This window comes from Tsukamurella sp. 1534, assembly GCF_000312385.1.
GTDB lineage: Bacteria > Actinomycetota > Actinomycetes > Mycobacteriales > Mycobacteriaceae > Tsukamurella.
Window position 1 is genome coordinate 795,226 of sequence record NZ_HE997627.1, and the last position, 12,551, is coordinate 807,776.

Below are 12,551 nucleotides of genomic sequence, written 5' to 3' on the forward strand. Positions count from 1 at the left end.
CGATAGGCGCGGCGGGGCGCTCAGCCGGGGAGCACGCGGTCGGCCGCGAGTCCCCAGCGGATCACCGAGCCCAGGTGCCGGGACACCCCGCGGCGCGGCAGCCCCGCCAGCTCCCCGGCCCATTCGGGCAGCACCCGGTGGTTCTCCTCGGCCACGGCGCGGGCCACCGCGTACCCCGCGAGGCGGTGCGTGTCGAGTGCGCTGTGGCCGGTGTCGGCGAGCGGCACGAGCACCGCGTTCGGGGCCAGATCCACGATCCGCTCGGCGATCGGCCGCGGGGTTCGCAGGTCCCGCTCCCCCGAGATCACCGCGGTGGGCCAGGTGAAGGCCGGGAGGGCGGCGGGCAGGTCCACGGGGTCACCGGTGAACGGCGGGGTTCCCTCGCGGACGAACTCCTCGCGCGGATCGAAGGGCAGCCCGTCGGGGGCGTGCGCGAATCCGAGCTCGCCGTAGGTGATGCCCCGCACCAGATCGAGCTCGAACATCATCCGCCGGCCCGGCCCGTCCACCTCGCCCTCACCGAGGTGGGCGAGGCGATCCCACACCCTGCGCGAGCGGCCGGCCAGCCGGTCGCGGAACAGGCGCACCACCGCGTCCTCGCCGGCGAACTCGTAGGCGATGCGGCCCACGTGACCCACCTCCGACACCGGGACGATGCCGGCGCCGAGCAGGTCGCGCGCCGCACGCGCCGCGTCCCCCGGCCCCTGCCAGAGCAGGCGACGCACGTGGGCGCGGATCGCGTGCACGTCGTCCGCGCCGGAGAGCACGGGCGAGTCGAGCACCATCCCGGCCACGCGCTCCGGATGGCGGGCCCCGAACACCTGCGCCAGGTAGGTGCCGTACGACGTCCCGTAGATCACGGCGTTGTCGAGCCCGGCGTCGTCGAGCACGGCGGCCAGGTCGTCGGCCGCGGCGGTCACCGACACGGTCTCGGGCGGGATGTCGCCGCCGCCCGGGCCGGTGCGCGAGAGGCCGATCCCGCGGTGCTCCATCATCACCACGTCGAATCCGCGGCGGACGGCGTCCTTGCGGTGCAGGCGGTACGGCAGGACCGACGCCAGGCCGGGGCCGCCGGGCAGCACGACCAGCGGGATGCCGCGGTCGGGCGCGGGGCGCACGTACGCGACGTCGACGGTGCCGTCGCCGGCGGGGCGCCGCACGCGGCCGCCGCCGTTGGTCACGAGTCGTTCCGCGCTTCGGGCGAGCTGGTCCACGGCCCCGACCGTACCCAACTCGTCGCCGGAACCGCAGGCGCGACGCGGCGGGGTGCGGGCCGGCGCGGCGCCGCGCCGCAGCTGCGCCGCGGTCAGCCGCGGTCAGCCGCGGTCAGCCGCGGTGCTGCAGGCGGCGGCTGAGCCGGTTGCCGAAGAACTGGACGATCTGCACCACGATGATGAGCACGACGATCACCACGACGGTCAGCTGCCAGTTCGACTGCTGGTACCCGTACTGGCGGGCGAAGTCGCCGAGGCCTCCGCCGCCCACGTAACCGGCCATCGCCGACATGTCGACCACGGCGACGAACATGAACGTGTAGCCCAGCGTCAGCGGTGCGAAGCCCTCCGGGATCACGACGGTCGCGAGCGTCCGCAGCCGGCTCGCGCCCATGGCCCGCGCGGCCTCGACCACGCCCGGGTCCACGGACACGAGGTTCTGCTCCACCACGCGGCCGATCACGAACGTCGCCATCACGGTCATCGCGAAGGCGGCGGCCTCCGGGCCGATGCGGGTTCCGATGACCGCCTTGGTGATGGGCGCGATGGCCGTGATGAAGATGATGAACGGGATGGGCCGGATGATGTTCACCAGCACGTTGAGCACGCTGAACACGGCACGGTTGGCCAGCAGGTTGCCGGGGCGGGTGGCGTACAGCAGCGTGCCGTAGGCCAGGCCGAGGACGCCGCCGATGATCATGGTGAAGCCCACCAGGTACACCGTCTGGCCGATGGCCTCGACGAACACGTCCTGCGTGCCCGGAGGGAAGATGTCGCTGAGGAACGTCATCGGTCGATCTCCTTCCCCGTCTGCGGATCCTTGACGTGCGCCAGGCGCCCGAGCTGCGCGATCGCGGCGTCGATCCCGGCCTGGTCGCCGGTCACCGAGTAGGTCAGCGAACCGAACGGCCGGCCGCCCACCTCGGCGACGCCGCCGTACAGCACGCGGGCCGCCACGCGGTGCGCGGCGAAGACCTCCGCCGCGTCGAGGGCGTCGGGCTCGTCCCGCACGTCCACGGTGACGACGGTGCCGGGCCGCGCCTCGTGCAGGCGGCGCAGCGTCTCGGGCGCGACGTCGTCGCCGACGGCCGCGTGGATGAGCGACGCCGTGGCGGGCGACGTGGGCGCGGAGAACACGTCGTACACGGGGCCGTGGTCCACGAGCGCGCCCTGGTCCAGCACGGCCACGGTGTCGCAGATCCGGCGGATCACGTCCATCTCGTGGGTGATCACCACGATGGTGGTGCCGAAGTCACGGTTCACCCGCTGCAGCAGGTCCAGGACTTCGATCGTGGTGCCGGGGTCCAGCGCGCTGGTCGCCTCGTCGGCGAGCAGGATCTTCGGGTTCCGGGCCAGGGCGCGGGCGATGCCGACGCGCTGGCTCTGGCCGCCCGACAGCCGGCTGGGGTACTGATCCGCCTTGTCGCCGATGCCCACGAAGTCGAGCAACTCGGCGACGCGCTTCTTACGCTCCGCTTTCCCCGTTCCGCCCAGCGTGAGCGGGTACTCGACGTTGCCGGCGACAGTGCGCGAGTTCATGAGGTTGAAGCGCTGGAAGATCATTCCGATGTCCGCGCGCAGGGAGCGCAGGTCCCGCTCGCCGAGCGTGCCGACCACGGTGTCGAGCACCCGCACTTCGCCGGAGGTGGTGGACTCGAGCCCGTTGATCGTGCGGATCAGCGTCGACTTGCCCGCGCCGGACTGGCCGATGACGCCGGTGATCGATCCCTCGCGCACGGCGAAGCTGACCCCGTCGAGCGCCTTCGTCGTGCCGAAATCCCGGGTGGCTTCGCGGAATTCGATGGCCACCCGGGTGTCGGTGTCCGTGCTCACTTGGGTCCGGCGGCCTTCACCTGCTGCTGCAGGTCGGCGGTGAGCTGCTGCAGCTCCGCGGCGGGCTTGTCCACGAGGATGAACGAGTCGCCCTTGTCCTTCTTGAGCTGGTCGACGACCTTCTGGTCCTTGTACAGCGCGGCCAGCTTGAGGTACGTCGCGTTGTCCTTGTCGGCCTGGCGCACCACGAAGGCGTTGATGAACGGCTGCGACTGCGGGCTCGCCGGATCGTCCTTGGCGATGATGAGGTCCTTGCCCAGCTTCGCGTTCTCGGCGGGGTCGTTGTTGACCACGGCGCCGTCCACGCTGTCCAGGCTGAGCGCGGTCTGGTTGGCGTCCACCGGCTTGACCGACACCTTCGAGGCGGCGGTGTCGATATCGGCGGGGGTGACCTGGCGGTTCACATCGCCCTTGAGCTTGATGAGGCCGGCGGAGGAGAGCACGCCGAGCGCACGGGACTGGTTGGTCGGGTCGTCGGGGACCACGACGGTGCCGCCCTGCGGGATCTCGGCGACCGCCTTGTGCTTCTTCGAGTACAGCGGCAGCGGGTAGATCGCGGTCGCGCCGATCGGCACCAGGTCGGTGTTGTTCTTGGCGTTGTACTCCGCGAGGAACTGCAGGTGCTGGTACTCGTTGATCTGCAGGTCGCCGTCGTTGAGGGCGGCGTTGGGCTGCTGGTAGTCGCTGAAGTTCTGCAGCTCCACGTCGATGCCCTGATCCTTGGCCAGGTCCTTGTAGACGGTCCAGAACTGCTGGGCGCCGTCCGTGACGCCGATCCTGATGGTGTCGCTGCTCGAGCCGGAGCCGCACGCCGCGACCGAGGCGAGGGCGACGGGCACTACCAGGGCGAACGCGAAACGCTTCATCTTCACGGATTGCTCTCCAACGTCGTTGTGCGCCGGGGATCTCCCAGCTCGGGAAACGATACCTACCAGCCGGTACAGCGCAGCGCGGAACGCCGGGTTCCGCGCCGTTCGGCGTCCCGCTGACCAGGGTCGACGGCGCGCACCGGGTTTGACTCATGAGTGCGCGAAACCACGTGCGCGGGCGGGGTCGCCGAGTCGGTCAGGATTCGAGAAGCCCCGCGGCCTCTCCGCTCCTAATCTGGAGTGCGAGTACAGCGGCCCCATGAGGAGGACACCATGGCCACGAAGGCACCCGCATCGATCGCGTTCGACACCGTCGTCCGCCGGATCGGCGACCGCACCATCGTTCCGCTGCCCGCCGAGGCGAGCGCGGCGCTGCCGTCGCGCGGTCAGGTCGCGGCCACGGGCACCGTCGACGGGCACGAGTTCCGCACGGTCGTCGAACCGGATGGGCGCAAGGGGCACTGGCTCCGGATCGACGGTCCGCTCGAGGAGATCCGGGCGGGTGCCGGCGATCCGGTCGCACTGGAGCTGACGCCCACCAAGGAGTGGCCCGAGCCCGAGGTTCCCGACGACCTCGCCGCGGCCCTCGACGGCGCCCCCGACATCGCCGACGTGTGGTCCGGCATCACGTCCATGGCGCGCTGGGAATGGGTGCGCTGGATCGGCGCCACCAAGAACCCGGCGACGCGGGCGAAGCGGGTGGACGTGGCCGTCGACAAGATGCGCTCCGGCAAGCGGCGGCCGTGCTGCTTCGACCTCTCCTCCTGCACCGACCCCGAGATCTCCACGAGCGGCAAGCTCATCGAGGCCGACTGACGGCCGGCACGCTCCGGACTTGCACCTCACGCCGCGTGAGGGTGCATCGTCCGGGGCATGAACGAGTACTTCGACGCCTTCGAGATCGGCCCCACGTCCCAGCGCGGCGCCGATGCATCCGCCCCTGAGGTCTTCCGCGGCATCTACGCGATGCCCGCGTTCGTGACCGTCCCCACCTCCGATCTCGCCGTCTCGACGGACTTCTGGCTCCGCGGGCTCGGCTTCGTCGAGCTGTTCACCGTCCCCGGCCAGGTGGTGCACCTGCGCCGGTGGGCCTATCAGGACGTGCTGCTCGTGCCGGCCACGGAACCGCTCCCCGCCGAGGCGCCGGCGACGACCGTGAGTTTCTCCTGCGTGCTCAGCCAGATCGACGAGGTCGCCGCCGCCTGCGCGGGCCTCGTGCCGGGCTGCGTCCGCGGCCCCCGCGACACCCCCTGGCTCACCCGCGACGTGGAGGTGATCACGCCGGAACGGGTGCGGGTCGTGTTCACCGCCCCGAAGGAGTTCGATCCCGATTCCGAGGAGGCCCGGGACCTCGCGGCGGCCGGGATCACCGCGCCCCGGGAGGAGGTGCGCGACAATGACGTCGATGGTCGAGAGTGAACGCGCGCACGGCGTCACCGTCGGGGAGGCCGCCGAGGCGGCCGGCGTCACGGTGCGCACGCTGCACCACTGGGACGAGATCGGCCTCGCCTCCCCCTCGATCCGCACCTCGGCGGGGCACCGCAGGTACACCGAGGACGACCTCGAGCGACTGCGGCGCGTGGTCGCCTACCGCGACGCGGGCCTCGGCCTGGACGCGATCAGGGAGATCGTGGACGGCGGCGCGGGGATCGCGGCCACCCTGCGCGATCACCGCGCGCACCTGGCGGAGCGGATCGACGAGTTGCGAAGGCTCGACGAGAATCTCGGGCGCCTGTCCGAGGCCCATGAGCGCGGCGTGCTGCTCAGAGCCGAGGAGCAGTCCGCCGTGTTCGGGCCGGAGTGGGACGCCGGGCGGTCCGCCGACGCCCACGCGCTGTGGGGCGGCACGCGGCAGTGGGCGCAGTTCGCCGAACGTTCCGCGTCCCGGTCCCGGCAGGAGTGGCAGGCGCTCGCCGACGCGATGTCGGCGCTGCAGAACGAGCTCGCCCGGGCCTCGGACCGCGGCGTCGAGCCGGGCGACGACGACGCCACGGCGCTCGCCGAGAAGCATCGCGAGCTGTTCTCGCACTTCTTCCCCCTCACCCGGGAGATGCAGGTGTGCCTGGGCCGGATGTTCGCGTCGGATCCGGGCTTCGCGGGGCACTACAACGGGATCCGCCCCGGTCTGGCGGAATGGTTCCGGCGCATCATCGACGAGTCGGCCCGCGCCCACGGCATCGATCCGGACGCGGCCACCTGGCGCTGACCCCGCGGTGGTCATCGGGTCAACCGCCAGAGCGCACCGTCGCGGGTCACCAGGCCCTTGGATTCGAGGAGCGCGAGTTGGCCGATCACGGCGCGGCCCGGCAGGCCCGCGATCGCGGCGATCTCCGACGCGGGCAACGCCGATCGCGCCGGCAGCGCGTCGTGGACCCGCAGCGCGGGGCCGTCGAGGTCGTCCGTCGCGCGCACCGGCGCGTCGATCTCGGGCGCGATCTCGCCGATCGTCCCCACCGCTTCGACGACCTCCTCGCAGCGTGTCACGAGTGTCGCCCCGTCCCGGATCAGCTGGTGGCACGTCACGGACGTGGCGGCGGTGATCGGCCCCGGTACCGCGCACACCGGGATGGCGCGGTGCTTCGCCCACGTCGCGGTGTTCCTCGTCCCGGACCGGAATCCGGCCTCCACGACCAGCACACCGCGGGTCGCGATCCCCACCAGGCGGTTCCGGTTGAGGAACCGATGCCGCCCGGGCACCGTTCCCGGCGGGTACTCCGAGACGACCGCCCCCTCCTCACCGATCCGCCGGAACAGGCCGGCGTGGCCCGCCGGGTACGGCCGGTCGAGCCCACCCGCGACGAACGCCAGCGTCGGGCCGCCCGCGGCGAGCGCGGCCCGGTGTGCCGCCCCGTCGATGCCGTACGCCCCGCCGGAGACGATCGTGAACCCCTGCGCGGACAGGTCTCCCGCGAACTGGTCGGCCACGCGCTCCCCGTAGCTCGACGGTGCGCGGGTTCCCACCATCGACGCCGACCGTTCCAGCAGATCGTCGAGGCGTCCGTGCCCGATCACCCAGAGCGCCACCGGACGCAGCTCCCGCCACTCGTCCTCGTGCGTCATCTGCGGCGTCTGGTTCTTGAGCGCCAACTCCCCGAACCGGTACTCGGGCCACTCCTCGTCGTCCGGCGTCACCAGCCGGCCACCCAGGTGGCCGATGTGCTCCAGATCCGCCTCCGCCCGCACTCGGTCCGCACGCGCCGCGGTCGCCTCGAGGACGTCGACGAACTCCTCGGGGAACTCCCTGCGCCGCACCATGTCCGCGGCGGCCTCGGCGCCCACCGCATCGATCAGCCCGATCAGCGGTCCGCAGGGCGCCTCCGCCACACGGCTGAGGTAGGCCCATGCCACCCGGGCACCGTCGCATCCGCTCATGGCCGCCCCTGATCCCGGAACAACAACGCCTGCACCACTTCCGCCTCTCCCGGTTCGTCCAACCCCGCCAGGTCCGCCACCGTCCACGCCACACGCAGGCAGCGGTCAGCCCCGCGCGCGGTGATCGCCCCCTTCCGGAGACACTCCTCCAGAGGTTTGAGGGCCGCCCGGGAGAGCCGGAACCGTCGGCGCAGCACCACCCCCGGCACCTCCGAGTTCGTCAGCCACCCCTCCGACGCCCAGCGCGCGGCGGCCGCCTCACGAGCCTGCCGTACCCGCGCCCGGACCGCCGCGCTCGACTCCTCCGCCGAATCCGCCTCGTGCAGGGCTCCGGTCCCGGGCGGTTCCATCCGCACCCACAGGTCCACCCGGTCCAGCAGCGGCCCCGACAGCCTGCCGAGGTACCGGCGGCGGACCGTCGCCGTGCAGGTGCAGTCGCTGTCCCGGGCGGGCGCGCACGGGCAGGGGTTCGCCGCCAGCACCAATTGGAAGCGGGACGGGTACTTCACCACGCCGTCGCGGCGCGCGAGGCGGATCTGCCCCTCCTCCAAGGGCGTCCGCAGGGATTCGAGCGACTTGGGCCCCATCTCCGCGCACTCGTCGAGGAAGAGGACCCCGCGGTGGGCCAGGGAGACGGCACCGGGCCGCGCGAGGCCGCTGCCGCCTCCGACGAGAGAACTCACCGTCGACGTGGGGTGCGGCGCCACGAACGGCGGCACCGTGATCAGCGGGCGGTCGGACGGCAACTGCCCGACGATCGAATGGATCGCGGTGACCTCCAACGCCTCCCGCCGACCCAGCGGCGGCAGTATCCCGGGCAGCCGCGAGGCGAGCATCGTCTTCCCGATGCCGGGCGGGCCGGTGAGCATCACGTGGTGCGCCCCGGCCGCCGCCACCTCCAGCGCCGTCTTCGCCTCCGGCTGGCCCACGACGTCCGCCAGGTCCGGCACCGACGGCGCCTCGGCCTCGGGGAGACCACCCGCCGGGGCGACGAGCGGCCCCTCCCCCGCCAGCCAGGAGACCACGTCGGCGAGGTGCGCCGCGCCGAACACCTCGATCCCGTCCACCAGGCCGGCTTCGTCGAGGTTCGCCAGCGGCACCACCGCGCGCCGGAACCCGGCCTCCTTCGCGGCCAGCACCGCGGGCAGCACCCCGCGCACGGGCCGCACCCGCCCGTCCAGCGCCAGCTCGCCCAACAGCACCGTGCCCGCGAGCATGTCATCCGGCACCCGCTCCACCGCCCGCAGGATCGCCGCTGCGAGCGGAAGATCGTACACGGAACCGACTTTCGGGAGCGTAGCGGGCGAGAGCGCCAACGTGACCCGGGTGTCGGGGAACTTCAGTCCGATGTTGACGATCGCCGCACGGATCCGGTCCCGCGACTCCTGCAGCACCGTGTCCGGGAGGCCCACCAGGTGCACGGCCGGCAACCCGCCGCCGATGAACCCCTCGATCTCGACCACGGCGCCGTCGACCCCGGTGATCGCGACCGAGTGCACCTTGCTCAGCGCGGACATCACGCCACCCCCGCCCGGTACTCGAGCGTCACGGGGCCGCCCGGCGGCGTGAACACCGACGCCACGTCGATCCGGACCTGCGCGAACGCACCCTCACGCTCCGCGAGCCACCGCGAGGTGAGCGCCCGTAACTGCGCGACCTTCCGTGGCGTCACCGCCTCGAACCCGCTGCCGTACGCGGTCCCCGACCGTGTCTTGACCTCGACGACGGCGAGCAGCCCGTCCGGCGACCGGGCGATCACGTCCAACTCGCCCCGCAACCCGCCGCCCGAGTACCGCCAGTTCCGATCGAGCACCGTCCACCCCCGGTCGGCCAGGTATTCGCAGACCAGGTCCTCCCCTGCGCGCCCAACCTCGTTGTTCCCCATGGCGCAGATCATGCGCCGGGCCGGCCCCGGAAATCGGCACGTGCGCCGCCCAGAGGCACCACCTGTGGAGAAAAGAAGTTTCATACGTTCAGTTGTGGATCGATCGCCGATCAGCAGCGCCGAATCGGCTCCGCGCCACGCTCAGTAGGCTCGATCCGGTGTGGGCATTCTCCCGGCGCGTGATCCGGATCGTCGTGATCGCGGTCGTCGTCATCGTCGCAGCGTCGAGCGCCTGGGTGCACTGGGAGAGCCGGTCGCGCGTCGAGCCGAATGCGGCGCGGGAGTGGGTCATCGTGCTGGGCGACCGGGTGCACGACGGGGAACCGTCGGTGTACCTGCGGGAGCGGCTGGACACGACGCTGACCGTGCTGCGCGAGCACCGCGCCCAACGCGTTCTCCTCTCGGGCCACGCGGGATCGAAGAAGGGTGACGAGGTCGCGGCGATGCGCGGGTACCTCGTCGAGCGCGGAGTGGACCCGGGATCGATCACCGACGATCGCTTCGGGGTGACGACCTACCAGACCTGCGCCCGGGCGAAGGCGGTGTTCGCCATCGATGCCGCGGTCCTGGTGACCCAGGACTTCCACCTGCGCCGCGCCGTCGCCCTGTGCCGCACCGAGGGCATCGACGCCGTGGGCGCGGAGGCGGATTCGGACGCCGGCGTCTACCTGACCGTCCGTAACTGGTTCCGCGAGATCGCCCTCTCCCGGCCCAAGGCGGCGCTCGACGCGCTCAGCGATCCGGGCCCGCGGACCCGCGAACGCTAGCCGCGGCGCCACCGAGAACTCCGCCGCCGGTCACTCCGGCAGCCGGAGCTCCGGCTTGTCCAGCTCCTCGATGTTGACGTCCTTGAACGTGACCACGCGGGCCTGCTTGAGGAACCGTGCTGGCCGGTACATGTCCCACACCCACGCATCGGTCATCCGCACCTCGAAGTAGACCTCGCCGTCGGCGTTGCGCGGGATCAGGTCGACCCCGTTGGCCAGGTAGAACCGGCGCTCGGTCTCCACCACGTAGGTGAACTGGCTCAGCACGTCCTTGTACTCGCGGTACATGGACAGCTCCATGGCGGTCTCGTACTTCTCGAGATCCTCTGCGCTCACGTCGTCCTCCTCACCGTCATCCATCTGACGTACCCTGCGAACCTTTCCAGACTAGCGCGCCGCAGCCGCGCGACCCGCAGACGCGGCCAGTGCCGCGCGCACGTTCTGGTACCGCATCCGGTGCTCGCTGCTCGGCCCCAGCACGCCGAGCGCGTCCATGTGCACGGCCGTCGAGTAGCCCTTGTGCACCGCGAAGCCGTACCCGGGGAAGTGCCCGTCGAGCTCGGCCATCACCCGGTCCCTGGTCACCTTGGCGAGCACGCTGGCCGCGGCGATGCACGACGCGGCGGCGTCTCCCCCGATCACGGGCAGCGACGGGATGCCCAACCCGGGCACCGAGAACCCGTCGATCAGCACGTACCCGGGACGCACCTGCAGGGCGGCCACGGCCCGTCGCATCCCCGTGATGTTGGCGACGTGCAACCCGATCCGGTCGATCTCCGGCGCCGGGATCGACACCACGGACCACGTGACGGCGTGCTGGAGGATCTTCGGGTACAGCTCCTCGCGCGCGCTCTCGGTGAGCTTCTTCGAATCGTCGAGCCGCGCGAGCGCCGGCGGGATGCGGGGCGGCAGGACGCACGCGGCCACCGTCATCGGGCCGGCGCACGCGCCTCGCCCGGCCTCGTCGATGCCCGCGACGGGCCCCAGCCCCGCCCGGCCGAGCACGTTCTCCAGGGTGCTCAGGCCCGACGATGTCCGCACCACCGGCCGAGGGGGCCAACGGTCACGCATGACGCCTTAGCCCTGCTGCGGGTTGATGGAGCGCACGCGCTGCCACCGGTCGAACGGGTAGATGATCGCGGCGACCTTGCCGCGGATGTCGGCCTTCGGGACGGTGCCCTGGAGCTCGTCGTCGATGTGATATCGCGAGTCCGCGGAGGCGGTCCGGTTGTCGCCCATGACGAACACGTTGCCGTCGGGGATGCTGATCGGTCCGAACGGCTTGCCCCAGCACGCGTCGGCCTGGGCGACTTGCTTGGCGACGTCCGCGAGATACGGCTCGGTGATCTTCCTACCGTCCACGGTGACGCCGGTCTCGTTGCGGCACTCGATCTTCTGGCCGCCCGTCGCGATCACGCGCTTGACGAGATCGTTCTCGTTGGGCGGCTGCAGGCCGACGTAGGAGAGTCCCTCCTGGATCCCCCGGATCACGGTGTTCTCCGAGCGCACGGACGGGCGCCCCTCCATGTCCCAGGACGCGGTGGGGCCCTTGAACACGATCACGTCGCCGGGCTGCGGGTCGCCGCCGTAGTAGCTGATCTTCTGCGTCACGATGCGGTCTCCCGTGCATCCGTTGCATCCGATCAGGGTGGGTTCCATCGATTCGGACGGCACGTACCACTGCCTGCCGACGAAGTTCTGCAGCAGGAAGCTGAGCACCAGCGCCACGAGGACGATCGCGCCGATCTCCAGCGGCCAGTTGGTCTTCTTCCCGGCTTTGGCCCCCTTGCCCTTCTTCCCGGCTCGCGGCGCGGTGGCGGGTTCGGCCTCGGACGCGGCGTGGCGGCCGCGCGGCCGACCGGTCGGTCCGGCGGCCGAGGACGCGGAGCCGTCGGGATCGGGGGCCGACTGGGGGTTCGTCTGCTCGGGCACGAATACACCCTACCGAGCGCACCCGCGCGCGGTCCTGAAGCGTCGGCGCCCGTCGCCCGCGGGATGGTCAGCTGTTGATCAGCCGGACCGCCTGGGGCAGGAAGGTCGACGCGTCGAAGGGCACGATGTGCACCACCCCTCCGGACTGCGGGGCCTCGATGATCTGGTTGTTCCCCAGGTACAGCGCGTTGTGCTGCGTACCGCCCTCGCCCCGGAACACGATGTCGCCGCGCTTGAGCTGCGACACCGGGACCTTCTGTCCCACGTTGTACTGGTACCCGGAGTACTTGGGTAGGCCGATGCCCACGGCGGCGAAGGCGTATTGGATCAGCCCGGAGCAGTCGAAGCCCGAGCGGGCGAAGTCGCCGTGACTGTCGGCGACGCCGCCGTCGCGGACGCCCTGACTCGCGCCGTAGTGGGTTCCGCCGCCCCAGACGTAGGGCGTCCCCATCACCGATTGGGCCCGCGCGATCACGGTCTCGATGGCCTGCGACCCCGACGACGATGCGGCGGCCTGCGCGGGCGCGGCGGCGGGCGCGGGCGCGGCGGCGGGCGCGGGAGCCACACCCTGCTGCTGCGCGGGCGCGCCGAATCCGAACACGGAGGTCGCGGAGTTCAGCAGGTTCTGCGCGAACCCGCGCGCCGCCCCCGCCGGATCTGCGGCCCCCTGCCCCGCGGC

15 protein-coding genes are annotated in these 12,551 nt (G+C 71.8%); 4 read left to right on the forward strand and 11 right to left on the reverse strand.

The window, feature by feature from the left end:
• Positions 1-20: 20 nt before the first annotated feature.
• From BN39_RS16165 to BN39_RS16180, 4 genes are all read right to left on the reverse strand, one after another.
• Positions 21-1,214, reverse strand: a complete 1,194-nt coding sequence (locus tag BN39_RS16165) for an alpha/beta fold hydrolase (protein ID WP_019203478.1) — start codon at positions 1,212-1,214, stop codon at positions 21-23.
• Positions 1,215-1,326: 112 nt separating this feature from the next.
• Positions 1,327-2,004, reverse strand: a complete 678-nt coding sequence (locus BN39_RS16170; RefSeq protein ID WP_019203479.1) for a methionine ABC transporter permease — start codon at positions 2,002-2,004, stop codon at positions 1,327-1,329.
• Entirely contained in the window at positions 2,001-3,047 is a 1,047-nt protein-coding gene (locus BN39_RS16175) for a methionine ABC transporter ATP-binding protein (RefSeq protein ID WP_019203480.1), read from the reverse strand. Before BN39_RS16175 ends, BN39_RS16170 begins: the two co-directional genes overlap by 4 nt.
• Positions 3,044-3,913 (reverse strand): MetQ/NlpA family ABC transporter substrate-binding protein, encoded by an 870-nt coding sequence (locus BN39_RS16180; protein WP_040768522.1) that lies wholly within the window; start codon positions 3,911-3,913, stop codon positions 3,044-3,046. Before BN39_RS16180 ends, BN39_RS16175 begins: the two co-directional genes overlap by 4 nt.
• A 276-nt stretch (positions 3,914-4,189) precedes the next feature.
• On the opposite strand from BN39_RS16180, the gene BN39_RS16185 reads away from it, so the two are divergent.
• The 3 genes from BN39_RS16185 to BN39_RS16195 are packed head-to-tail and all read left to right on the forward strand — an operon-like array spanning position 4,190 to position 6,122.
• Positions 4,190-4,732: a YdeI/OmpD-associated family protein gene (locus BN39_RS16185; protein ID WP_019203482.1), complete on the forward strand. Its 543-nt coding sequence runs from the start codon at positions 4,190-4,192 to the stop codon at positions 4,730-4,732.
• A 57-nt stretch (positions 4,733-4,789) separates the two neighbouring features.
• Complete coding sequence (locus tag BN39_RS16190) at positions 4,790-5,335, forward strand: VOC family protein (RefSeq protein ID WP_019203483.1); 546 nt, start codon at positions 4,790-4,792, stop codon at positions 5,333-5,335.
• Entirely contained in the window at positions 5,322-6,122 is an 801-nt protein-coding gene (locus BN39_RS16195) for a MerR family transcriptional regulator (protein WP_202803304.1), read from the forward strand. The genes BN39_RS16190 and BN39_RS16195 overlap by 14 nt, the downstream gene beginning before the upstream one ends.
• Before the next feature lie 11 nt (positions 6,123-6,133).
• Here the strand turns inward: BN39_RS16195 and dprA are convergent, their stop codons facing one another.
• The 3 genes from dprA to BN39_RS16210 are packed head-to-tail and all read right to left on the reverse strand — an operon-like array spanning position 6,134 to position 9,173.
• Positions 6,134-7,288 carry a DNA-processing protein DprA gene (dprA, locus tag BN39_RS16200; protein ID WP_040768132.1) on the reverse strand — a complete coding sequence of 385 codons (1,155 nt, stop codon included), beginning with the start codon at positions 7,286-7,288 and terminating at the stop codon, positions 6,134-6,136.
• A complete protein-coding gene (locus BN39_RS16205; RefSeq protein WP_019203486.1) occupies positions 7,285-8,805 on the reverse strand; it encodes a YifB family Mg chelatase-like AAA ATPase in 1,521 nt (506 codons plus the stop codon). Before BN39_RS16205 ends, dprA begins: the two co-directional genes overlap by 4 nt.
• Positions 8,805-9,173 carry a YraN family protein gene (locus BN39_RS16210; RefSeq protein WP_040768523.1) on the reverse strand — a complete coding sequence of 123 codons (369 nt, stop codon included), beginning with the start codon at positions 9,171-9,173 and terminating at the stop codon, positions 8,805-8,807. The genes BN39_RS16205 and BN39_RS16210 overlap by 1 nt, the downstream gene beginning before the upstream one ends.
• A 158-nt stretch (positions 9,174-9,331) precedes the next feature.
• On the opposite strand from BN39_RS16210, the gene BN39_RS16215 reads away from it, so the two are divergent.
• Positions 9,332-9,940: a vancomycin high temperature exclusion protein gene (locus BN39_RS16215; RefSeq protein ID WP_019203488.1), complete on the forward strand. Its 609-nt coding sequence runs from the start codon at positions 9,332-9,334 to the stop codon at positions 9,938-9,940.
• A 30-nt stretch (positions 9,941-9,970) separates the two neighbouring features.
• On the opposite strand, the gene BN39_RS16220 is transcribed toward BN39_RS16215, so the two are convergent.
• The 4 genes from BN39_RS16220 to BN39_RS16235 form a co-directional block, all read right to left on the reverse strand.
• Positions 9,971-10,276: a DUF2469 domain-containing protein gene (locus BN39_RS16220; protein WP_040768524.1), complete on the reverse strand. Its 306-nt coding sequence runs from the start codon at positions 10,274-10,276 to the stop codon at positions 9,971-9,973.
• A 51-nt stretch (positions 10,277-10,327) separates the two neighbouring features.
• Positions 10,328-11,011, reverse strand: a complete 684-nt coding sequence (locus BN39_RS16225; RefSeq protein WP_040768135.1) for a ribonuclease HII — start codon at positions 11,009-11,011, stop codon at positions 10,328-10,330.
• A gap of 6 nt (positions 11,012-11,017) precedes the next feature.
• Positions 11,018-11,872 (reverse strand): signal peptidase I, encoded by an 855-nt coding sequence (gene lepB / locus BN39_RS16230; RefSeq protein ID WP_019203491.1) that lies wholly within the window; start codon positions 11,870-11,872, stop codon positions 11,018-11,020.
• A gap of 67 nt (positions 11,873-11,939) precedes the next feature.
• Positions 11,940-12,551, reverse strand: a 612-nt coding sequence (locus BN39_RS16235; protein ID WP_019203492.1) for an NlpC/P60 family protein, incomplete at its 5' end; no start/stop codon positions are given.

What these genes read in the sequence shown, in the direction of transcription:
- BN39_RS16170 (WP_019203479.1), bottom strand. Translation starts at nt 2,004, where the DNA reads ATGACGTTCCTCAGCGACATCTTCCCTCCGGGCACGCAGGACGTGTTC.
- BN39_RS16180 (WP_040768522.1), bottom strand. Translation starts at nt 3,913, where the DNA reads ATGAAGCGTTTCGCGTTCGCCCTGGTAGTGCCCGTCGCCCTCGCCTCG.
- BN39_RS16185 (WP_019203482.1), top strand. Translation starts at nt 4,190, where the DNA reads ATGGCCACGAAGGCACCCGCATCGATCGCGTTCGACACCGTCGTCCGC.
- BN39_RS16190 (WP_019203483.1), top strand. Translation starts at nt 4,790, where the DNA reads ATGAACGAGTACTTCGACGCCTTCGAGATCGGCCCCACGTCCCAGCGC.
- BN39_RS16195 (WP_202803304.1), top strand. Translation starts at nt 5,322, where the DNA reads ATGGTCGAGAGTGAACGCGCGCACGGCGTCACCGTCGGGGAGGCCGCC.
- dprA (WP_040768132.1), bottom strand. Translation starts at nt 7,288, where the DNA reads ATGAGCGGATGCGACGGTGCCCGGGTGGCATGGGCCTACCTCAGCCGT.
- BN39_RS16205 (WP_019203486.1), bottom strand. Translation starts at nt 8,805, where the DNA reads ATGTCCGCGCTGAGCAAGGTGCACTCGGTCGCGATCACCGGGGTCGAC.
- BN39_RS16210 (WP_040768523.1), bottom strand. Translation starts at nt 9,173, where the DNA reads ATGGGGAACAACGAGGTTGGGCGCGCAGGGGAGGACCTGGTCTGCGAA.
- BN39_RS16225 (WP_040768135.1), bottom strand. Translation starts at nt 11,011, where the DNA reads ATGCGTGACCGTTGGCCCCCTCGGCCGGTGGTGCGGACATCGTCGGGC.